Here is a 25,623-nt window from a genome sequence, read left to right as displayed (position 1 = left end):
CCCCGGGGGATTTTTGTTGCCGGTCAGGTTGTCTTCGCGAGCAGGCTCGCTCCCACCTTTGAAATGCATTCCCCTGTGGGAGCGAGCCTGCTCGCGAAAGCCGCGACTCGGTTTCAGCTTATAGCTTGGCCGCTGGACGCCCCGGCTTCTTGGTCTGCAACAAATGCGAGAACACCGCATGCAGATCATCCGACGCGCCTTCCTCGTCGAGGTTTAGCTTGCTGTCGATGTGATCCATGTGATGCATCATCAGGTTCACCGCCAGTTCGCCGTCGCGCTTTTCGATGGCATCGATCAGCTGCGTGTGTTCGTCGTACGAACAATGCGAGCGGTTGCCGCTTTCGTACTGCGCGATGATCAGCGAGGTCTGCGACACCAGGCTGCGCTGGAAGCTGATCAACGGTGCGTTCATCGCCGCTTCGGCAAGTTTCAAGTGGAATTCGCCCGACAGCCGGATACCAGCGCCGCGATCGCCACGGGAGAAGCTGTCGCGCTCGTCGTTGACCATCTGCCGCAGTTCGGCGATCTGTTCGGCAGTTGCGTGCTGAACCGCCAGTTCAGTGATCGCCCGCTCGACCAGACGCCGGGCGAGGAACACTTGACGCGCTTCTTCAACGCTCGGGCTGGCGACGACGGCGCCGCGGTTCGGTCGCAACAACACCACGCCTTCATGGGCCAGACGCGACAGCGCGCGGCGAATGATGGTGCGGCTGACCCCGAAGATTTCCCCCAGCGCTTCTTCGCTCAACTTGGTGCCGGGCGCCAGACGCTGTTCGAGGATGGCCTCGAAGATATGCGCGTAGACAATATCGTCCTGGGTTCCGCTGCGGCCGGCTTTGCCTGCTCGCGGTTGTTTCTTGAGGGGTTGCAACTGTTCGTTCATGGGCACTCGAGTCGGGAAAACTGCGGCGAATAGACCGTGACTGTAATACGGCACAGTAGGTCGCTGGCAAGTATCGCGTAAAAAACAGCGCGATTGTACACAATGAATGGTGGCAACACGACTGTACGGCTGTTTGCGCCTGCGGCTGTATTGCAACGCTGAGTTACGTTTGAGTTTAGGCTTGATCACAGAATCCGCTGCATGACCACAATCCCCCGTGGGAGCGAGCCTGCTCGCGAAAGCCATTCCACATTCACTATGAATGTTGACTGACCTACCGCTTTCGCGAGCAGGCTCGCTCCCACAGAGGTTCTGTGTTGTGGCGGACATCTTCATTGGTATAAGGAACACCGCCGTCATGACCGACGCCACCCACGCCCGCTTGCGCCCTCTGGCCGACACTTCGCCTTCCGCCATCGTCGCCGGCTTCATCGCGATGATGACCGGTTACACCAGTTCGCTGGTGCTGATGTTCCAGGCCGGGCAAGCGGCCGGCCTGAGCAGCGGGCAGATTTCCTCGTGGATCTGGGCGATTTCGATCGGCATGGCGGTGTGTTCGATCGGTCTGTCGCTGCGCTATCGCACACCGATCACCATCGCCTGGTCGACCCCTGGCGCGGCGTTGCTGATCACCAGCCTGGGCGGCGTCAGTTACGGCGAGGCGATCGGCGCCTACATCACGTGCGCGGTACTGGTAACGATCTGCGGCCTGACCGGCAGCTTCGAACGGCTGGTGAAAAAGATCCCGGCCTCTTTGGCGGCAGCTCTGCTGGCAGGGATCCTCTTCAAGATCGGCAGCGAAATCTTCGTCGCCGCGCAACACCGCACCGGCCTCGTGTTGGGGATGTTCTTCACTTACCTGTTGGTCAAACGCCTGTCTCCACGCTATGCCGTTCTCGCGGCGCTGCTGATCGGCACCGCGTTGTCGGGCTTCATGGGGCTGCTTGATTTCAGCGGTTTTCACTTGGAAGTGGCCACCCCGGTCTGGACCACGCCGCACTTCTCCCTGGCCGCGACCATCAGCATCGGCATTCCGCTGTTCGTGGTGGCGATGACCTCGCAGAACATGCCCGGCATCGCCGTGCTGCGCGCCGATGGCTATAACGTCCCGGCCTCGCCACTGATCACCACCACCGGCATCGCCTCGCTGCTGCTGGCGCCGTTCGGCTCCCACGGCATCAACCTCGCGGCGATCAGCGCGGCGATCTGCACCGGCCCGCATGCCCATGAAGATCGCAACAAGCGCTACACCGCAGCGGTCTGGTGCGGGGTGTTCTACGGGATTGCCGGGGTCTTCGGCGCGACGTTGGCGGCATTGTTTGCGGCGTTGCCGAAAGAACTGGTGCTGTCGATTGCCGCGCTGGCGCTGTTCGGCTCGATCATCAATGGCTTGAGCATCGCCATGAACGAGGTGAAGGAACGGGAAGCGGCGTTGATCACTTTCATGGTCACGGCGTCGGGTTTGACGCTGTTTTCCATTGGTTCGGCGTTTTGGGGGATTGTGGCGGGGGTTTTGACGCTGGTGATTTTGAATTGGCGCAGAGCTTAAGATCAAAAGCCCCTCACCCTAACCCTCTCCCAAAGGGAGAGGGGACTGACCCAGGTGCTCGGAAGATATACGCCGACGAGGGATACCAAGTCGAACTCACATCCCGAAAAGCCCACAAATCGGCCCCCTCTCCCTCGGGAGAGGGCTGGGGTGAGGGGCGAATCCACCGCCAAACCCAAGCCGTACCACCCAAACCCCAGACGAAAAAAAACGGCGACCCTCAGGTCGCCGTTTTTTTCAGTATCACTTGGCCGCGTTGATCGGCTTTTCCGGATACCACACGTCCAGCAGCGGGCTGACTTCGTACTTGGTCAGCTCGGAGCGGTTTTTCAGCCAGGCTTCAACGGCAGCGCGCTGCTCTTCGTTGACCGAGCCACGCTTCTGCAGGCACACCAGACCGAAGTCGTCGCCGCCAACATAACCCAGACCGTTGGCTTCCATGGCTTCTTTGATGAATGCTTCGAGGAAAGCGTCAATGGCTTCTTCGGACAAGTCTTCTTTGAAGTCCAGGTTCAGTTCGAAACCCAGCTCTTGAAATTCATCAACGCACAGTTTTTTGCGCAGACGCTGGGAACGGTTAGTCGCCATTGGAACAATCCTCTTAAGTAATAACGGCCGGCACTTTACCAGTTTAAGCCGGCGATTGCCCGCCTCTCTGGCCACCACGGCCGACCGCCTGTAAAAAAATAAGCGATTGGCCGGTCGCGACACGGCACAAGCTGTTACAGCTTGGGGCATAATGCCGACACTTTCATGACCACTGAGGGCCTTTTCATCCATGTCCTCGTCTTTTTTCCCCTCTTTTGCAGGGTTTTATTGCATATGATCAAATCGTTGCGTCCACTGTTTCTCGCCGGCCTTCTTCTGCCTCTGGCCCTGCCTGTCTCCGCTGCCACCATCAACACTTCCCTCACCCCGAACGTCGAAAAAGCCCTCAAGGCCAGCAAGTTGCAGCCCACTGCGCTGTCGCTGGTGATGGTGCCGCTCGACGGTCCGGGCACGCCGACCGTGTTCAACGCCGACGTCTCGGTCAATCCGGCCTCGACAATGAAACTGGTCACCACTTACGCGGCGCTGGAAATGCTCGGCCCCAACCATCAGTGGAAAACCGAGTTCTACACCGACGGCGACCTGAACGGCGGCATTCTCAACGGCAATCTCTACCTCAAGGGTGGCGGTGACCCGAAGCTGAACATGGAGAAACTCTGGCTGTTGATGCGTGACTTGCGCGCCAACGGCGTGACCCAGATCACCGGCGATTTGATCCTCGACCGCAACTTCTTCGTGCAGCCGCAATTGCCGGAATTCAACGATGACGGCAACGACGACAACAAGCCGTTCCTGGTCAAACCCGACTCATTGCTGGTCAACCTCAAGGCCCTGCGCTTTGTTGCGCGCAATGACGGTGGCCGCGTACTGATTTCGGTTGAGCCGCCGATTGCCAGCATCCGCATCGAAAACACCGTCAAGGCGCTGCCGTCCAAGCAATGCACCGGCGGCGTGCGCTACAACCCGGTGCCGCAGGCCGATGGCAGCGTGACCGTGACCGTCGGCGGCCAGTTGGGCGAAGGCTGCAGCTCGCAGACTTACCTGTCGCTGCTCGACCATGCGACCTACACCGCCGGCGCCGTAAGGGCGATCTGGAAGGAGCTGGGTGGCAGCATTCAGGGCAAGGATCGTCTGGCACCGACGCCGAGCGGCGCCAAACTGCTCGCCCGCGCGTACTCGCCGGATCTGGCCGAGATCATCCGCGACATCAACAAATACAGTAACAACACCATGGCCCAGCAGCTGTTCCTCAGTCTTGGCCAGCGTTTCCGCAACGATGCCGATGGTGACGACGCCCGGGCTGCGCAGCGCGTGGTGCGGCAGTGGCTGGCGAAGAAAGGCATCACCGCGCCGCATCTGGTGATGGAAAACGGCTCTGGTCTGTCGCGGGCCGAGCGGGTCAGCGCACGTGAGATGGCCAACATGCTGCAAGCCGCCTGGCACAGTCCGTACGCCGCCGAGTACATCAGCTCGCTGCCGATTGCCGGCACCGACGGCACCATGCGCAAACGTCTGAAAACCACGGCGATGCGCGGCGAAGCCCACGTCAAGACCGGTACCCTGAACACCGTGCGCGCGATCGCCGGTTTCAGCCGTGATGTGAATGGCAATACCTGGGCGGTAGTGGCGATCCTCAACGACAAGGCCCCGTTCGGCGCCTCCTCGGTGCTCGATCAGGTGCTGCTGGATCTGTACAAACAGCCGAAACTGCCGCAGACCGCTTCGGTGCTGTAGGCGCAGCAGATGCAATTGTGGGAGCGAGCCTGCTCGCGAAGGCGTCAGTTCAGTCAGCATGTTCAGTGACTGTCACACCGCTTTCGCGAGCAGGCTCTCTCCCACAGAAAATCAGCGCCAGATCCCCTCTGCCCCACAGGGTCAGGTGTCAGGTTCGAATCAGCTCATCTCCCGCTCAACCCGATCCCGGCCATTCTGCTTCGCTGCATAAACCCCTGAATCAGCGCGCAGCAACAGCGCATCTGCGCCCTCCCCCGGGCGCCAGCTGGCGATGCCGAAACTCGCGGTGACCAAGCCGACCACGTCCACCGGCGCGCTGCGCAAACCTTCCCACAACTCCATCGCCAGCATGTAGGCGTGTTCGCCGTCGATGTCCGGGCACAGCACCATGAACTCTTCACCGCCCAAACGGCAGAACACGTCGGTGCGGCGCAGGCGATGGCCGATCCGCTCGCAGACTGCCTGCAGCACGCGGTCGCCGACGGCGTGGCCGAACTGATCGTTGATGCGTTTGAAGTGGTCGATGTCGAGCATGATCACCGACAGCTCACCGCCGCCACGCTCGACCCGGGCCATTTCGGTGGTCAGGCGTTCCTGGAAATAGCGGCGGTTGTGAATGCCGGTCAGCGAATCGGTGATCGACAACGCGCGCAATTCTTCTTCCACGCGCTTGAGATCGGAGATATCCGAGATATAACCGTGCCACAGCACTCCGCCGCCCGGCAGCTCTTCCGGTGTCGCCTCGCCGCGCACCCAGCGCAGACCGCGCTCGGGCAGTTGCACTCGATACTCCTCACGCCACGGACTGAGGTTTTCCGCCGATTCGCGGATCGAGCTGCGCACGCGAATCGCATCCTGCGGGTGGATACGACTGAAGATCGCCTCGGAGTCGAGCAGCAGCACATCCGGCTCCAGCTCGTAGATCTCGCGGATGCCATCGCTGGCGTAGATCACGCTGAAGCGTCCGTCGAATTCCATCTTGAATTGGTAGATGCCACCGGGAACATGGGCGCTGAGCTTCTTCAGCAATGTGTCGCGTGCTGCCAGCACCTCGTGCACGCGCTTGCGTTCGGTGATGTCGATGCAGATCGCCAGATGACCGACCCACAGGCCTTGCTCGTCAAGCACCGGGGTGGCGAGCATGTTCACCGGCAGATGACTGCCGTCGCTGCGCACCAGGGTCCATTCGCGTGCCTCGTGGCCGCCGACCTCGCCGCCCTCGACCAGCATCGCGTGGCAAGTCGGAATGCTTTTGCCGTAGCGCGCACTCAACTCGGCCGAACGCGCCGCCAGTTCCCGTGGCAAATGCAGGTTCTCCAGGGTCATGCGCCCAACGACTTCGGCGCTGCTGTAGCCGAGCATTTGCTCGGCGCCGGGGTTGAAGGTGTTGATCACCCCGCGCAGGTCGGTGGCAATGATCGCGACCTGAGTGGCGGCATTCAGAACGCCGCGCAGTTGACCGTGGGTGCCGCGCAATTCCTGCTCGCGCTCGTGCAACTCCTGGGTGCGCACCTCGACCAGGCGCACCGCGCGCTGGCGCTGGCTGACCAGCACGTAAAGCAAGGCGCTGAGCAGTGCGCTGAGCAGGCCGCCAAGAATGATCACGCTGCCCACCGACGAATGGTTGGCCTGCATGAAGGCGTAGCTTGGCAGGATATCGACCTGATAGTCGTGATCGGCCATGCGCAGCAAACGCGTCGCCGCCAGATCGCCGGGCACCGCTTCGTTGCTCGATTCGAACAGCGCCTCGTGCTGATCCTGGGTCGACAGGTCGAGAATGCGCACCGACAGATAATCGTGCAGGGCATCGGGCAGTCCGTCGGCGAGCAACTGACGCATGCTGATCACCGCCATCACATAGCCGAATGGCCGTGATTCTCCGGCGCGACTGACCGGCGCCAGCAGCAACACGCCACGCGCATACGACGGCTCGATCCCGACCAGATGCATCGGTTGCGACACCGCCATGCTGCCGAGCTGGTCGGCGCGTTGCAGGGTTTCGCGGCGCAAGGGTTGGACGAGCAAGTCGTAGCCCAGCGGTGGCGCCAGTCGGCTTTGGGTTTGCGTGTAGAGCACCGGCACGTATTCCTCGCGCGGCGCCGCCAGTTGCAGCTCGCCCTTGGCGTCCAGTTCGCGAATGGTGAACTCGCTCAGGCCCTCATCACGCACCTGCTGTTCGAACGCGGTCCGTTCGGCACCGCTGACTCGCGGCGCGTAGGTATAGGCTTGGGTGCGCAGCAATAAGGGTCGGGAGTACCCGTCGAATTCGGCGCGGGACACTGATTCGGAGTTGGCGAAGAACCGCCGCAGACTATCGAGACGTTGCTCCTGGTCCTGAAAACGTTCGGCGATGCGGCTGTAGCGTTCGTTGGCCAGCAGTTGAAAGCGCTGACGCGATTGTTGCTGAAACTGGTTGAAGGTGCCCCATGCGAGCAGCCCGGTGAGAATCCCGCCGGCAAGCAACACCAGCAAAGCGACCAGCCAGGCTGAGACGTCTTCACTGATGAAACCGAGGATTTTCGGGCGCACGGGGTGTAACGGCATAAGCACGACTCACTCCGCCAGATTCCCGGGAAAAACCCCATTGGCGGTGTGTGAGTTATAGCTATTAGCCACTAATTTAGCTAGCGCCGCTGGATCCACCGAGCCGTTAAAAATCAACGCTCTGTGGATCCAACCAGTGAAAGCGTCAACGAGCCGTGATTTTCCAGGCGCGGTGGATCTTGGTATTGCGGGCGAAATCCGGATCAATGGTCTGCGCACTGATTTCCTCGACCGCATAACGCTCGGCGAGGTTTTCCTCCAACTGGAACTTGCGGAAGTTGTTGGAGAAATACAGCACGCCACCCGGTGCCAGCCGCGCCATCGCTAGATCGATCAACTGCACCTGATCGCGCTGCACATCGAAGATGCCTTCCATGCGCTTGGAGTTGGAGAACGTCGGCGGGTCGATGAAGATCAGGTCGTATTCGTCACGGCTGCTTTCCAGCCACGCCATCACATCGCCCTGCTCCAGACGGTTCTTGTCCGAGAAGCCGTTCAGCGACAGGTTGCGCCGCGCCCAGTCCAGATAGGTTTTCGACAGGTCGACGCTGGTGGTGCTGCGCGCGCCGCCCTTGGCCGCGTGCACGCTGGCGGTCGCGGTGTAGCAGAACAGATTGAGGAAGCGTTTGCCGGCCGCCTCTTTCTGAATGCGCATGCGCATCGGCCGGTGATCGAGGAACAGGCCGGTGTCGAGGTAGTCGGTGAGGTTGACCAGCAACTTCACGCCACCTTCATTGACCTCGACGAACTTGCCCTGCGCAGCCTGACGCTCGTACTGCTTGGTGCCGCTCTGCCGCTCGCGGCGCTTGACCACCACGCGGTTCTTGCCGACGTTCAACGCTTGTGGAATGGCCGCCAGCGCATCGAACATGCGCGCCGAGGCTTTTTCCGGGTCGATGGATTTCGGCGCGGCGTATTCCTGAACGTGCACCCAGTCGTGGTACAGGTCGATGGCCATCGCGTATTCCGGCATGTCGGCATCATAGACGCGGTAGCAATCGATGCCTTCGCGCTTGACCCACTTGCCCATCGCCTTGAGATTTTTCTGCAAGCGATTGGCAAACATCTGCCCGCCTTCACTCAAGCGCGGCTGTTCAATCACTGGCGCCGGGGCTGGCGTCGGCTTGATCGGGTTGCCGTTCTTGTTGAACTTGCGCTCTTGCGGCTCGTCCGGGGTCTGATCGTAAGCCGCTTGCTCGCGCTCGGCCTGACGCTGTTCCGGAGTGCGACGTTCGCCAGTGACGAACTGATCGGGCAGAACCTTGATCAGCAGCAGTTTGCACGGCAGCGCGCCGTTCCAGAACGAATACTGTTTGTGGCTGCGGATACCCATGCGCTTGCCCAGATCCGGGGCGCCGGTGAACACAGCCGCTTCCCAGTTCAGGCAGGCCTGACGCAGACGCTCGCCGAGGTTCTGATAGAGATACAGCAGGCTGGCTTCGTCACCGAGACGCTCGCCGTACGGCGGGTTGCAGATCACCAGACCTTTCTGGTTCTGATCCGGGCGCGGCTCGAAGGTCGCCACTTCGCCCTGGTAGATCTTGATCCACTCGCTGAGGCCGGCGCGTTCAACGTTGTTGCGGCCTGGCTGAATCAATCGTGGATCGGCTTCGTAACCGCGAATCCACAGCGGCGGTTTGGCCAGACCGGCGGCGGCACGCTCGACGGCTTCTTCATGGAGTTTTTTCCACAGTGCCGGCACGTGACCGAGCCACGCGGTAAAGCCCCACTGCTCGCGACGCAGGTTCGGCGCCATGTCGGCGGCAATCATCCCGGCTTCGACGAGGAACGTACCGACACCGCACATCGGGTCAGCCAGCGCGCCGCCTTCGGCAGCAATACGCGGCCAGCCGGAACGAATGAGGATTGCCGCCGCGAGGTTTTCCTTCAGCGGCGCCGCGCCCTGCTGCAAGCGATAGCCGCGCTGGTGCAGGCTGTGGCCGGAGAGGTCGAGGGACAGAATCGCTTCGCCGCGATCCAGACGCAGGTGAATGCGCAGGTCCGGGTTGAGTTTGTCGATGGATGGACGATCGCCCTGCGGCGTGCGCAGTTTGTCGACGATGGCGTCTTTGACTTTCAGCGCGCCGAAATGGGTGTTGTCGATGCCCGAGCCGTGGCCGCTGAATTCAACGGCCAGGGTGCCGTCGCTGAGCATGTGATCCTGCCAGTCGATGTCGAGCACGCCGTGGTAGAGGTCTTCGGCGTCCTTCATCGGGAAACGCTTGAGCACCAGCAACACACGGTTGGCCAGACGCGACCAGAGGCACAGGCGATAGGCGGTTTCCATGGTCGCCATGCCACGCACGGCGGAGGTGTGCTCGCGCGCTTCTTCAAGGCCAAGCCCGACGGCTTCCTCGATGAGCAGGCCTTCAAGGCCTTTGGGGCAAGTGAGGAAGAGTTCGAAACGATCGGACATGGTAATTCCAGAGCCTTTGGCTAGTGGGCCGGCAACGCATTGCCGACCCGGTTTTCAATCAGGCGCTTTTCTGAAAGAGCGCCCGCGTGGCACGAAGGTGTGCTGTTCCATCCCCGCTGCTCGGGTTAAAAGAGCTTAGATGCCGGGACAGATAAAAAAGTTGGTGCAACAAAAAGACTGAAAGCGACCCTTCGTCGAATATTACCCAAGCGCAAACGTGGGTCATTCTCACTAAAGGATTAACCCCCTGAGTCAGCGGGGCGCCGATCATACCGGGGTTTGCGCATTGAACGTTGAATAAATACGCGGTTACTTATCGCCATAGCATCCTTTACGTTACGTGCTTATGACAAAACGATCATTCCCTCTATGTGACTCATTGGTTAGAACTGAGCACAGGTTGACGTCGCAACGGCGTCAACACCTTGGCTCGCCACGCCGGCAGCGAGCCGCACGATGGCAGGTTTTTTCTGCCAGACCTCAATTGAGGTCAACGCGACACTACAGTCAACAAGTGAGGGAAACACCCTATGAGAAGACTTAAGCGTGATCCGTTGGAAAGAGCATTTTTGCGCGGATATCAATATGGCGTTGGTGGCAAATCCCGTGAGCTTTGCCCATTTACTCTACCGTCGGTACGTCAAGCCTGGATCAACGGCTGGCGAGAAGGACGCGGCGACAACTGGGACGGTATGACCGGCACTGCGGGAATCCACAGACTCAACGAACTTCACGCCGTCGGCTGACACAGGGCATTTATTCCGACACGACAATCTGAATTTGCAATGAATTAACCACGCACGTCCTTCCCGGACGGCGGGCTACGGCCCAGGGGCTCCTTCGAGGAGCCCTTTTTAATGCCTGCAAAAAGGGTTAACCGGTTCCACGTGGCGAGGGGATTTATCCCCGCTCGGCTGCGCAGAAGTCGCGAAGTCCGAACTTCAATTTACCCGGCATATCAATGTGCAAGGTTTGGGGCTGCTGGGCAGCCCAGCGGGGATAAATCCCCTCGCCACAAAGGCCCCCCAACGCCTCGGCAATCCTCAGCGCAACGCGGCGATGGCGTCTACCGATTCACGAATCAGCGCCGGGCCTTTGTAGATGAAGCCCGAATAGATCTGCACCAGGCTTGCACCGGCAGTGATCTTCTCCGCCGCGTGCTTGCCTTCGGTAATCCCGCCCGCAGCAATGATCGGCAAACGCCCGGCCAATTCGCCCGCCAGCACTTTCACGGTATGGGTGCTCTTCTCACGCACCGGCGCGCCGGACAGACCGCCCGCCTCGTCGCCGTGCTCCATGCCTTCGACGCCGACACGGCTCAAAGTCGTATTGGTGGCGATGACCGCGTCCATGCCGGTTTCGATCAATGCCTGGGCAACCTGCGCAGTCTCTTCGTCGGTCATGTCCGGCGCGATCTTGATCGCCAGCGGCACATGCTTGCCGTGACGCAGGGCCAGTTCGGCGCGACGGGTGGCCAGATCAGCGAGCAATTGCTTGAGCGAGTCACCGAACTGCAGGCTGCGCAGGCCCGGGGTGTTTGGCGAGCTGACGTTGACGGTGACGTAGCTGGCGTGGGCGTAGACCTTGTCCAGGCAGATCAGGTAATCGTCGACCGCACGCTCGACGGGAGTGTCGAAGTTCTTGCCGATGTTGATGCCCAGCACGCCCTGGTATTTTGCCGCAGCGACCCGCGCCAGCAGGTTATCCACACCGAGGTTGTTGAAGCCCATGCGGTTGATGATCGCCTCGGCTTCCGGCAGGCGGAAGATCCGTGGTTTCGGGTTACCCGGCTGCGGACGCGGGGTCACGGTGCCGATTTCGACAAAACCGAAACCCAGTTGCGCAAAGCCATCGATAGCCGCGCCGTTCTTGTCCAGGCCTGCCGCCAGCCCCACCGGGTTCGGGAACTCCAGCCCCATGACGGTCACCGGCATTTTCGCCGGCGCCTTGCACAGCAAGCCGTTGAGGCCCAAACGTCCACCCGCGCCGATCAGATCCAGCGACAGATCGTGGGAGGTTTCCGGGGAAAGTTTGAACAACAGCTGACGGGCCAGGGTGTACATGGGCGGCAATGACTCGGGCGGCGAAAAGAGGCGGCGATTATAGCCGGGCATCGTCCCCCGGCGCGAGGCGCCTGCGCGAATCAGGCGACTGGCATATGCCTTGCACCACCCCGCTCATCAGTCTGCCGACCAATGACGGCGCGCAGACCAGGACAATGGCGTCGTCCCCGGGTTTTGCCTGCGCAGAATCCGGGACGACGTTTTTTTTGAGGTAGCGTATGAACGAAACGTCCTTGGGGCCTCTGGCCTGGGTCAATGGCAGCGATGCGCCGGAAAAGAGCGCGATCGATCTAGGCTTCATGGCGCTGAGCGACTGCGCCTCGGTGGTGGTCGCCGCCACCCAGGGCTTCGCCCAGCCCTACGGCCTGACCCTGAACCTCAAGCGGCAGGCGTCATGGGCCAACTTGCGCGACAAACTGGTCAGCGGCGAACTGGATGCCGCGCACAGCCTGTACGGGCTGATTTATGCGGTGCACCTGGGCATCGGCGGCGTCGCGCCGACCGACATGGCGGTGCTGATGGGCCTGAACCAGAATGGCCAGAGCCTGAATCTGTCCCATGGCTTGCAACAGGCTGGCGTGAACAGTCCTGAAGCGCTCGATCGGTATGTGCACCAAAGCCGCGCAAAACTGACCTTCGCCCAGACCTTTCCCACCGGCACCCACGCGATGTGGCTTTATTACTGGCTGGCGAGCCAGGGCATTCATCCGTTGCAGGACGTCGACAGTGTGGTGGTGCCGCCGCCGCAAATGGTTGCGCACCTGCAAGCCGGGCGCATCGACGGCTTTTGCGTCGGCGAACCGTGGGCGGCGAGCGCCGTGCAGCAGGATCTCGGCTTCACCCTGGCGACCAGCCAGAGCATCTGGCCCGACCACCCGGAAAAAGTCCTCGGCTGCACCCGCGAATTCGTTGAGCAATATCCCAACACCGCGCGGGCGCTGGTCATGGCCATTCTTGAGGCCAGCCGCTTCATCGAAGAAAGCCCGGAAAACCGCCGCAGCACTGCGCAATTGCTCAGCGCCGCCGAATACCTCGACACCCCCGCCGCGTGCATCGAGCCGCGTTTTATGGGTGACTACGCCGATGGCCTCGGTAATCGCTGGCAGGATCCGCATGCGCTGCGTTTTCATGGCGATGGCGAGGTCAATCTGCCCTACCTTTCCGACGGCATGTGGTTCATGACCCAGTTCCGTCGCTGGGGTCTGTTGCGCGAGGATCCGGATTATCTGGCCGTCGCCCGCCAGGTTCAGCGCCTGGATCTGTATCGCGAGGCAGCGAGCGCTGTTGGCGTCGCGTCTTCCTGCGCAGACCTGCGCAGCAGCCAGTTGCTCGATGGCAAGGTCTGGGACGGCAGCGATCCGGCGGGCTATGCGCGCAGTTTCAAGCTGCACGCGTTGAACGACGATGCACCCCTTCTCGCCCGCCGCTGACAGGAGACCGCGAACATGTTGCGCATTCTGCTGATCAACGACACCGCAAAAAAAGTCGGACGCCTGAAAGCGGCGCTGACCGAGGCCGGCTTCGAGGTAATCGACGAGTCCGGCCTGACCATCGACCTGCCGGCGCGCGTCGAAACGGTGCGCCCGGACGTGATCCTGATCGATACCGAGTCACCGAGCCGCGATGTCATGGAGCAAGTGGTGCTGGTCAGCCGCGACCAGCCCCGGCCGATCGTGATGTTTACCGACGAACATGACCCGGGGGTGATGCGTCAGGCGATCAAGTCCGGGGTCAGTGCCTACATCGTCGAGGGCATTCACGCACAACGGTTACAGCCGATTCTCGACGTGGCGATGGCGCGCTTCGAGAGTGACCAGGCTTTGCGCGCGCAACTGCAGGCCCGTGACCAGCAACTGGCCGAGCGCAAGCGCATTGAACTGGCCAAGGGTTTATTGATGAAGATGAAGGATTGCAACGAGGAAGAGGCCTATACGCTGATGCGCCGCCAGGCCATGAGCCGCCAGCAGAAGCTGATCCAGGTGGCGGAGCAGATCATTGCCATGAGCGAGTTGCTGGGCTGAAATCTTCGCTGCAAATCAAGAGCCCCCTCACCCTAGCCCTCTCCCGGAGGGAGAGGGGACCGACCGCGTTGTCTTGCGCTGTCCGCCGACCTGAACGACCGAGTCGATTATGGATTCACTCGAAATCGTTCAGATCGGCAAGTGACTCGGCCATCCCCCGCTCGGTTCCCTCTCCCTCTGGGAGAGGGCTAGGGTGAGGGGCTTTTGCTTTTCAGCTGTTGGCACAAATCTCGCAAAGTGAACCGCACAGGTAACCAACGGCGGTTGCCCCACCTACGACAAAGACGTCGCTCACCCCGTTCGCCCCTCGGCGAATCAGGTAGCGGCGTTTTTGCGTTTTGGCCCCACAGAGCGGGGCCGGTGGTGCGGCCGTGAGGCGCTCCACCTGCTGTGCATGACTCCTTTCGAGAATCTTTTCAGCCGAGGTGCGCGATGAATTCAAGCTTCTGGAAATCCGGCCATACCCCGACCCTGTTCGCGGCCTTCCTGTATTTCGACCTGAGCTTCATGGTCTGGTACCTGCTCGGCCCGCTGGCGGTGCAGATTGCCGCCGACCTGCACCTGACCACCCAGCAGCGCGGTCTCGTGGTCGCCACGCCGATTCTCGCCGGCGCGGTGTTGCGCTTCGCCATGGGCATGCTCGCTGATCGCTTGTCGCCCAAGACCGCCGGGCTGATCGGCCAGGTCATCGTCATCTGCGCGCTGTTCGGTGCGTGGAAACTCGGCATCCACAGTTATGAACAGGCGCTGATCCTCGGCCTGTTCCTCGGCATGGCCGGCGCGTCGTTTGCCGTGGCGCTGCCGCTGACCTCGCAGTGGTACCCGCCAGAGCACCAAGGCAAAGCCATGGGCATCGCCGGTGCGGGCAACTCCGGCACCGTGTTCGCCGCGCTGCTGGCGCCAGTGATTGCCGCCGCGTTCGGCTGGAGCAATGTTTTCGGTTTCGCCCTGATCCCGCTGGTTTTGACCTTGGTGCTGTTCGCCCTGTTGGCAAAAAACGCCCCGCAGCGGCCGAAACCGAAAGCCATGGCCGACTACTTCAAGGCCCTCGGTGATCGCGACAGCTGGTGGTTCATGTTTTTCTACAGCGTCACCTTCGGCGGCTTCATCGGCCTGGCCAGCGCCCTGCCCGGTTACTTCAACGATCAATACGGTCTGAGCCCGGTAACCGCCGGCTACTACACCGCTGCCTGCGTGTTCGGCGGCAGCCTGATGCGGCCGTTGGGTGGCGCGCTGGCCGATCGCTTCGGCGGCATCCGCACCTTGCTGGCGATGTACACCGTCGCTGCCATCTGCATCGCCGCCGTCGGCTTCAATCTGCCAAGTTCCTACGCGGCGCTGGCGCTGTTCGTCTGCACCATGCTCGGCTTGGGCGCCGGCAACGGCGCGGTTTTCCAATTGGTGCCGCAGCGTTTTCGTCTGGAGATCGGCGTGATGACCGGGCTGATCGGCATGGCCGGCGGTATCGGCGGCTTCGCCCTCGCGGCCGGCATGGGCGCGATCAAGCAAAGCACCGGCAGTTATCAACTGGCGCTGTGGTTGTTCGCCAGCCTCGGTGTGTTGGCGTGGTTTGGCCTGCACGGCGTCAAGCGTCGCTGGAGAACCACCTGGGGTTCGGCGGCGGTGACGGCGGCGCGGGTCTGAGGCCTCAATGGCTCTGCAACTGAGCTTCGCCGAAGCCAGCGCCACCGGCCCGCGCGCGGAGAATCAGGACGCCCTGCGTTCGGTGACACCGGCGCCGGCACTGGCGCTGAGCAAGGGCTTTCTATTCGCCATCGCCGACGGCGTCAGCCAGTGCGCCGATGGCGGCCTCGCCGCGCGTTCGACCTTGCAGGCGCTGGCAATGGACTACTACGCGACGCCGGAAACCTGGAGCGTGGCCCAGGCGCTGGATCGCCTGCTGCTCGCGCAAAATCGCTGGCTGCAGGCCAACGGCGGCGGGCAACCGCTGCTGACCACAGTCAGCGCGCTGGTGATGCGCGGTCGACGCTTCACCCTCGCCCACGTCGGCGATTGCCGGGTCTATCGCTGGGATGCCGAGCGCTTGCAGCGCATCAGCGAGGATCACGTCTGGGAGCAACCGGGCATGCAACACGTGCTCAAGCGTGCGCTCGGGCTCGATCAGCATCTGGTGCTGGATTTCCTCGACGGCGAACTGCGTGAGGGCGAAAGCTTCGTGCTGCTCAGCGACGGCGTCTGGTCGACCCTGGGCGATACCGCGATCGCGGCGATTCTGCGCGATCAAGCGGATCTGCCCAGCGCGGCGCAAACCTTGGTCAACGCCGCGCATCTGGCCGGCAGTCAGGACAACGCCAGTGCCCTGCTGGTGCGCGTCGATGCGCTGGGCGAAGCGAGCATCGGCGATGCGCTGGTGCAATTGCAGCAATGGCCACTGCCGCCAACGCTGAAACCCGGGCAAGCGTTTGAAGGCTGGCAGGTGCAAGGCATCATCGGCCAGAGCCAGCAATCATTGCTGTATCGCGTGCTCGATAGTCAGGGCCAGCCTTGGCTATTGAAGACCTTGCCGGCGCGGCTCGCCGACGACCCGCAGGCCGGGCAGGCGCTGCTGTCGGAAGAATGGTTCCTCAAGCGCGTGGCCGGCCGGCATTTTCCGCAAATCCATGCCTGCACTCAGCGTCAGCATTTGTACTACGTGATGCGCGAATACGCCGGGACGACGCTGGCCGACGTGTTTCAACACAACGGCCCGTTGCCTTTGGCGCAGTGGCAGGACATCGCCGAGCGGCTGTTGCGCGCGGTCGGGCTGCTGCATCGACGGCAGATTCTGCACCGCGACATCAAACCGGAAAACCTGCTGCTAGGTGACGACGGCGAGCTGCGCCTGCTGGATTTCGGCTTGGCTTATTGCTCGGGACTGTCGGAGGACGCGCCGTCGACCCTGCCGGGAACGCCTGGTTTCATCGCCCCGGAAGCGTTTCGCGGCGAACCACCGAGTGCGCAGCAGGATTTGTATTCAGTCGGCGTCACTTTTTATTACCTGCTCACCGGGCATTTCCCCTATGGCGAGATCGAAGCGTTTCAGCGGCCCCGATTCGGCGTACCGGTGAATGCCAGTCGCTATCGCCCGGACCTGCCGGACTGGCTGGCGCAAAGTCTGGAACGTGGCGTTGCAGCCGATCCGCAGCAACGCTTCGAAACCGCTGAAGAGTGGTTGCTGGTGCTGGAACAGGGCGAGCGGCAAAGTTTGAGTGTGCGACCCCGGCCGTTGTTGGAACGGGAGCCGTTGAAGGTCTGGCGGACCATGGCGCTTCTGGCATTGCTGGGGAATGTGGTGCTGCTGGTTTTGTTGTTTCATGGCTGAGATTGAGTTGCGCCATTCGCGAGCAGACTCGCTCCCACAGGGGATTGGTATCGTTCGCAGACACCTTGTGGGAGCGAGCCTGCTCGCGAAGGCATTCGGCGTTACACCGCATAACCCCAAGAATTAACGCGCCACGAACGAGCAACACGCCTCGATTCGGTGCAAAAAAATCTTCTGTCACAACCCCAATCCCCAATAAATCCGCGTCCCCTCCGAGTTGGCACAACCACTGCATTACCCTTTTCACCATACATAAAGCCCAACCTTCAACGACGAAGGCTGCGCTTCCCGAGAGAACGGGACAAGGACAAAGGCGTCCTCGCTAGGCAACTAGCGGGACGCCTTTTTTTGTTTGCGCAAAATTTGTCGAGCAAGGCCCGACGGCCCACCAGAGGCCAGCCGCAGCTCCCGGAGAACCTGATGAAAAAACTCAAACTGGTGATGATCGGCAATGGCATGGCCGGGGTGCGTACCCTGGAAGAACTGCTCAAGCTGAGCGACGAGCTCTACGACATCACCGTCTTCGGCGCCGAACCGCACACCAACTACAACCGCATCCTGCTGTCGCCGGTGCTGGCCGGTGAGCAGACTTTCGAAGAGATCGTCCTCAACGACCTCGACTGGTACCTGCAAAACAACATCAAGCTGCTGCTCAACCGCAAAGTGGTGGAGATCGACCGGGTCAAACGCCGAGTGATTGCCGAGGACGGCACCGAAGCCGAGTACGATCGCCTGCTGATCGCCACCGGCTCGACCCCGTTCATCCTGCCAATCCCCGGCAACACTTTGCAGGGCGTGATCGGCTATCGCGACATCGCCGACACCCAGGCCATGATCGACACCGCCAGGACCCACAAGCACGCCGTAGTCATCGGCGGCGGCCTGCTCGGCCTCGAAGCGGCCAATGGCCTGATGCTGCGCGGCATGCACGTGACCGTGGTGCACCTCGGCGAATGGCTGCTGGAGCGGCAACTGGACAAGACCAGCGGCCAGCTTCTGCAATCGGCGCTGGAATCCCGTGGTCTGCACTTCCGCCTATGCGAACAGACCCAAGCCCTGCACGATGCCGGCAATGGCCGGGTCGGCTCGGTGCAGTTCAAGAACGGCGACATCATTCCTGCCGATCTGGTGGTGATGGCCGCCGGCATCCGCCCCAACACCGAACTGGCAGAAAAGGCCGGCATCCCGTGCAATCGCGGGATTCTGGTCAACGACACCCTGCAAACCTACGACCCGCGCATCTACGCAATCGGCGAATGCGCCAGCCATCGCGGCATTGCCTACGGCCTCGTTGCGCCGCTGTTCGAACAAGCCAAGGTCTGCGCCAATCACCTCGCGCAACTGGGTTTCGCTCGCTATCAGGGCTCGGTGACTTCGACCAAATTGAAAGTCACCGGCATCGACCTGTTCTCCGCCGGCGATTTCATGGGCGGCGAAGGCACCGAGACCATCACCCTCTCCGACCCGATCGGCGGCGTGTACAAAAAACTGGTGATCAAGGATGACGTGCTGGTCGGCGCCTGTCTGTACGGCGATACGGCAGATGGCGGTTGGTATTTCCGGCAGATTCGTGAGAATCACGCCATCGGCGAGATCCGCGATCACCTCATGTTCGGCGAAAACGCTTTAGGCGACGTAGGACATCAGGGCCAGGACAAAGCCATGGTCATGGCCGACAGCGCCGAAGTGTGTGGCTGCAACGGTGTGTGCAAGGGCACCATCGTCAAGGCGATTCAGGAACACGGCCTGTTCAGCGTCGATGAAGTGAAGAAACACACCAAGGCTGCCAGCTCCTGCGGTTCCTGCGCCGGCCTTGTTGAACAGATCCTGATCAATACGGTGGGTGGCGCGGCCGACGTCAAACCGAAAAGCGAAAAAGCCATCTGCGGTTGCAGCGACCTCAACCACGGGCAGATTCGTCAGGCGATCCGCCAGGAACACCTGCTGACCATCGCCGAGACCATGAGTTACCTGAACTGGCGCACGCCCAATGGCTGCGCGACCTGTCGCCCGGCGCTCAACTACTACCTGATTTCCACCTGGCCGGGCGAAGCCAAGGACGACCCGCAATCGCGTCTGATCAACGAACGCGCCCACGCCAACATTCAGAAGGACGGCACCTATTCGGTGGTGCCGCGCATGTGGGGCGGCGTGACCAATCCGTCGGAACTGCGGCGTATCGCCGATGTGGCCGACAAGTACAACGTGCCGATGGTCAAGGTCACTGGCGGTCAGCGCATCGACTTGCTGGGGATCAAGAAACAGGATCTGCCCGGCGTCTGGAAAGACCTCGACATGCCGTCCGGCCACGCCTACGGCAAATCCATCCGCACCGTGAAAACCTGCGTCGGCAGCGAGTTCTGCCGCTTCGGCACGCAGAACTCGACGCAACTGGGCATCGAACTCGAGCACGACCTGTTCAACATGTGGTCGCCGCACAAAGTGAAGCTGGCCGTGTCCGGCTGCCCACGCAACTGCTCGGAAGCGGGCATCAAGGACGTAGGAATTATCGGCGTCGACTCCGGCTGGGAGATGTACATCGGTGGCAACGGCGGGATCAAGACCGAAGTCGCCGAGTTCTTCGTCAAGCTCAAGACTGCCGAGGAAGTCCGTGAATACAACGGCGCGTTCCTGCAGCTCTACCGCGAAGAAGCCTTCTACCTCGAACGCACCGTGCACTACCTGCAACGGGTCGGCATGGAGCACATCAAGAAGAACGTGCTCGAAGACGCCGAGCGGCGCAAGGCCCTGAACGAGCGGCTGCAATTCTCCCTGTCGTTCGAACAGGACCCATGGAAAGAACGCCTGGCGCAGCCGCAACTGAAGAAAGAATTCGACGTGATCCCCGTGAAAAACCTGGAGGTGCCGGCATGAACTGGCTCGATATCTGTGCGCTGGAAGAGATCAACGCCCTCGGTTCGCGGATCATTGCCGGACCGAAAGGTGACATCGCGATTTTTCGTACAAGCGACGACGAGGTTTTCGCCCTCGATGACCGCTGCCCGCACAAGGGCGGGCCGCTATCGCAGGGTCTGATCTACGGCAAGCGCGTGGCCTGCCCGCTGCACAACTGGCAGATCGACCTGGAAACCGGCGAAGCCCAGGCGCCGGACATCGGCTGTGCCCATCACCATCCGGCGCGGGTCGAGAATGGCCGGGTGCAACTGGCCCTGCGGGACGCCATCTGATGAACCGCCAGACGACCGCCTCGACCTGCTGTTACTGCGGGGTCGGCTGCGGCGTGCTGATCGAGCATGACGGCGAGCGCATCCTCGGCGTCAGCGGCGATCCGGCGCACCCGGCCAACTTCGGCAAACTGTGCAGCAAAGGCTCGACGCTGCACCTGACCGGCGACCTCGCCGCCCGCGCCTTGTACCCGGAACTGCGCCTGGGCAAAGGCCTGGCGCGCAGCCGTACTGACTGGGATACCGCCCTCGACCACGCGACTAACGTGTTTGCCGAAACCATCGCCGAACACGGCCCGGACAGCGTGGCGTTCTACATCTCCGGGCAGTTGCTCACCGAGGACTACTACGCCTTCAACAAACTGGCGCGGGCGCTGGTGGGCACCAACAACATCGACAGTAATTCGCGGCTGTGCATGTCCTCGGCGGTGGTCGGCTACAAACGCAGCCTCGGCGCCGACGCGCCGCCGTGCAGTTACGAAGACCTGGAGCTCAGCGACTGCGTGATGATCGTCGGCAGTAACATGGCCTACGCCCATCCGGTACTTTTCCGTCGACTGGAGGAAGCCAAATCCCGTCGCCCGCAGATGAAAGTCATCGTGATCGACCCGCGTCGCACCGACACCTGCGATTTGGCTGACCTGCATCTGGCGATTCTTCCGGGCACCGATGTCGCCTTGTTCCATGGGATTTTGCATCTGCTGTTGTGGGAAGACTGGATCGATCGCGATTTCATCAAGGCGCACACCGAAGGCCTCGCCGAACTCAAGACGCTGGTCCGCGATTACACCCCGCAAATGGTTTCGCAACTGTGCGGCATCAGCATCGAGCAACTGCAGCAATGCGCAGAATGGGTCGGCACTGCGCCGAGCTTCCTGTCGCTGTGGTGCATGGGCCTGAATCAGTCCAGCGCCGGCAGCGCGAAAAACAGCGCGCTGATCAATCTGCACTTGGCCACCGGGCAAATCGGCCGGCCCGGTGCAGGACCTTTCTCCCTGACGGGTCAGCCGAACGCCATGGGCGGGCGGGAAACCGGCAGTCTGTCCAATTTGCTGCCCGGTCACCGCGATGCCGCCAACCCGGAGCATCGCGCCGAGGTGGCGGCGTATTGGGGCGTGGAGAGCTTGCCCGAGGCGCCGGGCCTGAGCGCCATCGAACTGTTCGAAAACCTGCGCAGCGGCAAAATCAAAGCACTGTGGATTGCCTGTACCAATCCGGCGCAATCGATGCCTGATCAGAGCGCAGTCCGCGCAGCGCTTGAGGCCTGCCCTTTTGTGGTATTGCAGGAAGCTTTTCGCACCACCGAAACCGCTGCATTTGCCGACCTGCTGTTACCCGCCGCCAGTTGGGGCGAGAAAGAAGGTTCGGTGACCAACTCCGAGCGGCGCATTTCCCACGTGCGCAAAGCGGTTGTCGCACCGGGCGAAGCGCGGCCGGACTGGGCAATCACGGTGGATTTCGCACAGCGTCTGGAGAAACGTCTGCGTCCTCGGCAGCCAAGTCTGTTCGCTTTCGATCGACCTTCGCAGTTGTTTGATGAATTCAAAGCGCTGACCCGTGGGCGAGACCTGGATCTGTCCGGGATCAGTCATGCCTTGATCGACGAGATCGGTCCGCAGCAATGGCCCTTCCCTGCCGGCGCCCGCCAAGGCACGCCACGCTTGTACGGCGACGGCATTTTCCCTACAGCCAATGGTCGCGCGCAGTTCATTGCCGATCCGTACCGCGCCGCCAAGGAACAACGCGACGCGCGCTTTCCGCTGACTTTGATCACCGGTCGCCTGCGTGACCAGTGGCACGGCATGAGCCGCACCGGCACCGCCGCGCAATTGTTCGGCCACGTCAGCGAAGCCGTGCTGAGCCTGCACCCGGACGAGATGCGCCGGCATCGCTTGCAGCCCGGCGATCTGGTCAATCTGAAAAGCCGCCGTGGCGCGGTGATTGTTGCGGTCGGCAGCGACGACAGCGTGCGTCCGGGCCAGGCGTTCCTGCCGATGCACTGGGGCGATCGCTATCTCAAGGGCGGCGTCAACACGCTGACCTTGCCGGCGTTTGATCCGCTGTCCAAACAACCGGAGCTCAAGCACAGCGGCGTGCGTCTGGAGGCAGTCAATCTGCCTTGGCAACTGTTCGCCTTGATCGAGGGTGATGTTCAACGGCATTTCGAGACGCTACGACCGCTGTGCGAGGCGTTTTCCTACGTTAGCCTCAGCCTTGTCGGGCGTGAGCGGCCAGCGTTGCTGATACGCGCTGAACACGGCCAGGCGCCGGATCCACAGCTGCTGGGTGAGATCGACCAGTGTCTGTCACTGCTGGATGGCCCGGTTCTGGCCTATGACGATCCGCGTCGCGCCATTGGCAAGCGGGTGCGCATCGAAAACGGCCGTATCACTGCGATTCGCCTGGCCGGGGAAACCCTTGCGCAACACTGGTTGCAGAGCCTGTGGCTGGAGGGCCGCGCCGACCAACAACTGCGGCGCTGGCTGCTCGCGCCGATGAGCGCGCCGCCGGGCACTGTCGGAGCGATCGCCACCGACAAGACCTTGTGCAATTGCGAAAACGTCAGCCTCAACGCAGTCTGCGCCGGCATTCGCCAAGGCCTGGATCTGCAAGGCCTGAAAAAAACTCTCCGATGCGGTACGCAATGCGGCTCCTGCGTGCCGGAAATCAAGCGTCTGCTGGCTGCCGAAGCGCGGCCGGTCGCGGTCATTTAACGAGGACAACACCATGAATGCGAAAGTCTGGCTGGTGGGCGCAGGCCCTGGCGATCCGGAGTTGCTGACGCTCAAAGCGGTGCGCGCATTGCGCGAGGCCGATGTGGTGATGATCGATGATCTGGTCAATGACGCCGTGCTGGAGCACTGCCCGGCTGCGCGGGTGATCCCGGTGGGCAAACGCGGCGGCTGCCGTTCGACCCCGCAGGCGTTTATCCATCGGCTGATGCTGCGTTATGCCCGCCAGGGCAAATGCGTGGTGCGCCTGAAGGGCGGCGATCCGTGCATTTTCGGCCGCGGTGGCGAAGAAGCGCAGTGGTTGCGCGAGCGCGGGGTTGAAGTGGAATTGGTCAATGGCATCACCGCTGGGCTGGCCGGGGCGACGCAGTGCGATATTCCGCTGACGCTGCGTGGCGTGGCGCGCGGGGTGACGCTGGTGACTGCGCACACGCAGGATGACAGCCAGTTGAACTGGCAGGCGTTGGCGCAAGGCGGGACGACGCTCGTGGTTTACATGGGCGTGGCCAAGCTGGGCGAGATTCGTGATCAGCTGCTGGCCGGAGGGATGGCGGCGGATACGCCGGTGGCGATGATCGAAAACGCCTCTTTGGCGCATCAGCGTGAATGTCGCAGTGATTTGACTGCGATGGCTGAGGATGCCTCGGCGTTTGAATTGAAGAGCCCGGCGATTCTGGTGATTGGTGCGGTGGCGGCCGTTGCTCAAGAACAAAAGATCGCAGCTTTCGGTAGCTCCGGGTCGGCGTACAACGCGCAGGCGCTTTAAGCGGCGAAGCCAAATCGCAGACAAAGAAAAGCCCGGCCTGAGCCGGGCTTTTCCATCAGCGGCAGCTAATTACTTAGCTTGAGCTTCAACCTGCGCTTCTACGCGACGGTTTACAGCGCGGCCAGCGTCAGTTTTGTTGTCAGCAACTGGGCGGGATTCGCCGTAGCCAACAGACTGAACGCGGGACGATTCAACACCGTACTGGTTGGTCAGAACTTGCTTAACGGCGTTTGCACGACGCTCGGACAGTTTCTGGTTGTAAGCGTCAGGACCGACGGAGTCAGTGTGACCTTCAACAGTAGTGGTGGTGGATGGGTACTGCTTCATGAAGTCAGCCAGGTTCTTGATGTCGCCGTAGCTGTTTGGCTTGACTACCGACTTGTCGAAGTCGAATTTCACGTCCAGCTCAACACGAACAACTTCAGCAACTGCTGGGCAGCCATCAGCGTCAACGGTTACGTTGGCTGGGGTGTCCGGGCACTTGTCAACGTTGTCGCAAACGCCATCGTTGTCGCTGTCGGAGCAGACTTCAGCAGGTGCTGGAACTGGAGCAGCAGCTGGCTTGGAGCCGCCACCGAAGTTCACACCGATACCGACGCTAGGAGCCCACTCGGTGTCGCCCTGGTCGATGTTGTACTGAGCTTCAACGCCGGCACGGGCGTAGAAGTTCTCGGTGAAGTACAGCTTGGCACCGCCGCCAACGTTGGCGAAGGTGGAACGGTTACGACCGTTCGAACCGTTCTGGTCGATGCTCTGGTCAGAGAAACCGGCCGAAACGTATGGACGAATCATGTCGCCTGGGTTGTTGAAGTGGTACAGAGCGTCCAGAGCGGTGTTAGCGCCTTTGACGTTCTTGCCATCGTCGGCACGTACGTTGTGCACTTCGTCGTAGCCCAGACGCAGTTCAACGTCGTCGGTCAGGAAGTAACCGATCGAACCGCCGAACAGGTTGCCGTTGTTCTTGAAGTTACGAGCGCTGTCGAATTGTTCTTTCTTAGCGAAGCCTTCGATTTCAACTGCGCCTTGGCCTTGTGCCAGAGCGCCGATCGAAGTGGCGGCAATCAGAGAACCAATGGCCAAGCCCAAGGTGTTTTTCAGTTTCATCCGTTAAATCCCCATCTGGTGATTGTGAAGCAGTCCCGCAAACCGGGGGACAACTCGGCGGCAAGTCTATCAGAACTTGCCTACACGTAAGAGATATTTGCGCTGAACTAAGTTTCAGCAATGCCTGCAAATTTCTCACGCAATTTATCTAGAGCGCGTTTGTAACGCATTTTTGTCGCACTCAAACCCATGTGCATGATGTCTGCGATCTCCTGAAACTCCAGCTCTGCGACAAATCGTAGCACCAGAATTTCGCGGTCAATCGGATTCACATACACCAGCCAGCGATCAAGCCCACCCTTCTCCTCCGGCTTCGGCGCCTTTTCTTCAGACGCTTCTTCAAGAGGGTCCAGACTGAGAGCGTCCATCAAGCGACGCTTACGCCGTTCCTTCCGATACTGCGTGATGCATTCATTGTAAGTGATGCTGTAAAGCCAGGTTTTGAACTTCGATTTCCCCTCGAAGTTCTTCAGGCCGTACAGCACCTTCAGCATCACTTCCTGACAGACATCGTCTGCGTCGCGATCGTTCCCAAGATATCTCGCGCAGACGTTAAATAATGTTCGCTGGTAACGCCGCATCAACTCTTCGTAGGCGCGCGTTACGTGAAACAGCTCGGTATGCGAGCGCGCGACCAACTCCTCATCAGAGAGCTCGCGGGGGTCGTAGCGCGTGGATAGCGGTTGGGCTTTATTCAAAACAAGTCGTGCCGACAGTCAGGTCAATGTCCGCCACAACCAGCCTCGGCTGGCATT

At 61.3% G+C, this 25,623-nt stretch carries 18 protein-coding genes; 11 read left to right on the top strand and 7 right to left on the bottom strand.

All coding sequences use genetic code 11. The features are described from left to right. Positions 1-118: 118 nt before the first annotated feature. A complete protein-coding gene (locus HU724_RS09715) occupies positions 119-883 on the bottom strand; it encodes a GntR family transcriptional regulator (RefSeq protein WP_007918375.1) in 765 nt (254 codons plus the stop codon). Between the two features lie 358 nt (positions 884-1,241). Here HU724_RS09715 and HU724_RS09710 point away from each other — a divergent pair, with 358 nt between their 5' ends. Continuing rightward, entirely contained in the window at positions 1,242-2,432 is a 1,191-nt protein-coding gene (locus tag HU724_RS09710; RefSeq protein WP_186565763.1) for a benzoate/H(+) symporter BenE family transporter, read from the top strand. A 243-nt stretch (positions 2,433-2,675) separates the two neighbouring features. Here the strand turns inward: HU724_RS09710 and HU724_RS09705 are convergent, their stop codons facing one another. Then, positions 2,676-3,020 (bottom strand): YggL family protein, encoded by a 345-nt coding sequence (locus HU724_RS09705; RefSeq protein WP_016773843.1) that lies wholly within the window; start codon positions 3,018-3,020, stop codon positions 2,676-2,678. A gap of 234 nt (positions 3,021-3,254) precedes the next feature. Here HU724_RS09705 and dacB point away from each other — a divergent pair, with 234 nt between their 5' ends. After that, the gene (gene dacB / locus HU724_RS09700) at positions 3,255-4,715 is read left to right on the top strand and encodes a D-alanyl-D-alanine carboxypeptidase/D-alanyl-D-alanine endopeptidase (RefSeq protein WP_073473982.1); all 1,461 of its coding nucleotides are present in this window, start codon (positions 3,255-3,257) and stop codon (positions 4,713-4,715) included. A 159-nt stretch (positions 4,716-4,874) separates the two neighbouring features. On the opposite strand, the gene HU724_RS09695 is transcribed toward dacB, so the two are convergent. Next, the gene (locus HU724_RS09695; protein ID WP_186565765.1) at positions 4,875-7,259 is read right to left on the bottom strand and encodes a sensor domain-containing diguanylate cyclase; all 2,385 of its coding nucleotides are present in this window, start codon (positions 7,257-7,259) and stop codon (positions 4,875-4,877) included. 145 nt (positions 7,260-7,404) lie between these two features. After that, on the bottom strand, positions 7,405-9,675 hold the full coding sequence (gene rlmKL, locus HU724_RS09690; protein ID WP_186565767.1) for a bifunctional 23S rRNA (guanine(2069)-N(7))-methyltransferase RlmK/23S rRNA (guanine(2445)-N(2))-methyltransferase RlmL: 2,271 nt from the start codon (positions 9,673-9,675) through the stop codon (positions 7,405-7,407). Between the two features lie 530 nt (positions 9,676-10,205). On the opposite strand from rlmKL, the gene rmf reads away from it, so the two are divergent. Then, positions 10,206-10,421, top strand: coding sequence for a ribosome modulation factor (gene rmf / locus HU724_RS09685; protein WP_003223300.1), 216 nt, complete (start codon positions 10,206-10,208; stop codon positions 10,419-10,421). 297 nt (positions 10,422-10,718) lie between these two features. Here rmf and HU724_RS09680 read toward each other — a convergent pair whose 3' ends face one another. Next, the gene (locus HU724_RS09680; RefSeq protein WP_071171588.1) at positions 10,719-11,738 is read right to left on the bottom strand and encodes a quinone-dependent dihydroorotate dehydrogenase; all 1,020 of its coding nucleotides are present in this window, start codon (positions 11,736-11,738) and stop codon (positions 10,719-10,721) included. A 218-nt stretch (positions 11,739-11,956) separates the two neighbouring features. Between HU724_RS09680 and HU724_RS09675 the strand changes: the two genes are divergently transcribed. The 8 genes from HU724_RS09675 to cobA all read left to right on the top strand — a co-directional run bounded on the left by HU724_RS09675 (position 11,957) and on the right by cobA (position 23,764). After that, positions 11,957-13,168, top strand: a complete 1,212-nt coding sequence (locus HU724_RS09675; RefSeq protein ID WP_186565769.1) for a CmpA/NrtA family ABC transporter substrate-binding protein — start codon at positions 11,957-11,959, stop codon at positions 13,166-13,168. A gap of 15 nt (positions 13,169-13,183) precedes the next feature. Further along, positions 13,184-13,759, top strand: a complete 576-nt coding sequence (locus HU724_RS09670) for an ANTAR domain-containing response regulator (protein ID WP_007916390.1) — start codon at positions 13,184-13,186, stop codon at positions 13,757-13,759. A gap of 432 nt (positions 13,760-14,191) precedes the next feature. Further along, on the top strand, positions 14,192-15,403 hold the full coding sequence (locus HU724_RS09665; RefSeq protein WP_186565771.1) for a nitrate/nitrite transporter: 1,212 nt from the start codon (positions 14,192-14,194) through the stop codon (positions 15,401-15,403). Positions 15,404-15,410: 7 nt separating this feature from the next. Continuing rightward, positions 15,411-17,081, top strand: coding sequence for a bifunctional protein-serine/threonine kinase/phosphatase (locus tag HU724_RS09660; RefSeq protein ID WP_186565773.1), 1,671 nt, complete (start codon positions 15,411-15,413; stop codon positions 17,079-17,081). A gap of 420 nt (positions 17,082-17,501) precedes the next feature. After that, complete coding sequence (gene nirB, locus HU724_RS09655; protein ID WP_151551279.1) at positions 17,502-19,955, top strand: nitrite reductase large subunit NirB; 2,454 nt, start codon at positions 17,502-17,504, stop codon at positions 19,953-19,955. Beyond that, positions 19,952-20,269, top strand: coding sequence for a nitrite reductase small subunit NirD (nirD, locus tag HU724_RS09650; protein WP_016773836.1), 318 nt, complete (start codon positions 19,952-19,954; stop codon positions 20,267-20,269). Before nirB ends, nirD begins: the two co-directional genes overlap by 4 nt. Continuing rightward, on the top strand, positions 20,269-22,980 hold the full coding sequence (locus HU724_RS09645; protein ID WP_186565775.1) for a nitrate reductase: 2,712 nt from the start codon (positions 20,269-20,271) through the stop codon (positions 22,978-22,980). The genes nirD and HU724_RS09645 overlap by 1 nt, the downstream gene beginning before the upstream one ends. Positions 22,981-22,993: 13 nt before the next feature. Then, positions 22,994-23,764 (top strand): uroporphyrinogen-III C-methyltransferase, encoded by a 771-nt coding sequence (gene cobA, locus HU724_RS09640; RefSeq protein ID WP_186565777.1) that lies wholly within the window; start codon positions 22,994-22,996, stop codon positions 23,762-23,764. A 69-nt stretch (positions 23,765-23,833) separates the two neighbouring features. Here cobA and HU724_RS09635 read toward each other — a convergent pair whose 3' ends face one another. Together HU724_RS09635 and sigX are read right to left on the bottom strand one after the other, a co-directional pair. After that, the gene (locus HU724_RS09635) at positions 23,834-24,868 is read right to left on the bottom strand and encodes an OmpA family protein (protein ID WP_071171582.1); all 1,035 of its coding nucleotides are present in this window, start codon (positions 24,866-24,868) and stop codon (positions 23,834-23,836) included. Between the two features lie 107 nt (positions 24,869-24,975). Continuing rightward, positions 24,976-25,566 carry an RNA polymerase sigma factor SigX gene (sigX, locus tag HU724_RS09630; protein ID WP_016773832.1) on the bottom strand — a complete coding sequence of 197 codons (591 nt, stop codon included), beginning with the start codon at positions 25,564-25,566 and terminating at the stop codon, positions 24,976-24,978. Between the last annotated feature and the right edge of the window lie 57 nt (positions 25,567-25,623).

Source organism: Pseudomonas iranensis (assembly GCF_014268585.2).
GTDB classification, from domain to species: Bacteria; Pseudomonadota; Gammaproteobacteria; order Pseudomonadales; family Pseudomonadaceae; genus Aquipseudomonas; species Aquipseudomonas iranensis.
Note: the sequence above shows the minus strand (reverse complement) of the source record. Positions and strands in the feature narration are given on the sequence as shown.

Coding starts and splice junctions, on each gene's coding strand:
- HU724_RS09715 (WP_007918375.1), bottom strand. CDS start 883: ATGAACGAACAGTTGCAACCCCTCAAGAAACAACCGCGAGCAGGCAAA.
- HU724_RS09710 (WP_186565763.1), top strand. CDS start 1,242: ATGACCGACGCCACCCACGCCCGCTTGCGCCCTCTGGCCGACACTTCG.
- HU724_RS09705 (WP_016773843.1), bottom strand. CDS start 3,020: ATGGCGACTAACCGTTCCCAGCGTCTGCGCAAAAAACTGTGCGTTGAT.
- dacB (WP_073473982.1), top strand. CDS start 3,255: ATGATCAAATCGTTGCGTCCACTGTTTCTCGCCGGCCTTCTTCTGCCT.
- HU724_RS09695 (WP_186565765.1), bottom strand. CDS start 7,259: ATGCCGTTACACCCCGTGCGCCCGAAAATCCTCGGTTTCATCAGTGAA.
- rlmKL (WP_186565767.1), bottom strand. CDS start 9,675: ATGTCCGATCGTTTCGAACTCTTCCTCACTTGCCCCAAAGGCCTTGAA.
- rmf (WP_003223300.1), top strand. CDS start 10,206: ATGAGAAGACTTAAGCGTGATCCGTTGGAAAGAGCATTTTTGCGCGGA.
- HU724_RS09680 (WP_071171588.1), bottom strand. CDS start 11,738: ATGTACACCCTGGCCCGTCAGCTGTTGTTCAAACTTTCCCCGGAAACC.
- HU724_RS09675 (WP_186565769.1), top strand. CDS start 11,957: ATGAACGAAACGTCCTTGGGGCCTCTGGCCTGGGTCAATGGCAGCGAT.
- HU724_RS09670 (WP_007916390.1), top strand. CDS start 13,184: ATGTTGCGCATTCTGCTGATCAACGACACCGCAAAAAAAGTCGGACGC.
- HU724_RS09665 (WP_186565771.1), top strand. CDS start 14,192: ATGAATTCAAGCTTCTGGAAATCCGGCCATACCCCGACCCTGTTCGCG.
- HU724_RS09660 (WP_186565773.1), top strand. CDS start 15,411: ATGGCTCTGCAACTGAGCTTCGCCGAAGCCAGCGCCACCGGCCCGCGC.
- nirB (WP_151551279.1), top strand. CDS start 17,502: ATGAAAAAACTCAAACTGGTGATGATCGGCAATGGCATGGCCGGGGTG.
- nirD (WP_016773836.1), top strand. CDS start 19,952: ATGAACTGGCTCGATATCTGTGCGCTGGAAGAGATCAACGCCCTCGGT.
- HU724_RS09645 (WP_186565775.1), top strand. CDS start 20,269: ATGAACCGCCAGACGACCGCCTCGACCTGCTGTTACTGCGGGGTCGGC.
- cobA (WP_186565777.1), top strand. CDS start 22,994: ATGAATGCGAAAGTCTGGCTGGTGGGCGCAGGCCCTGGCGATCCGGAG.
- HU724_RS09635 (WP_071171582.1), bottom strand. CDS start 24,868: ATGAAACTGAAAAACACCTTGGGCTTGGCCATTGGTTCTCTGATTGCC.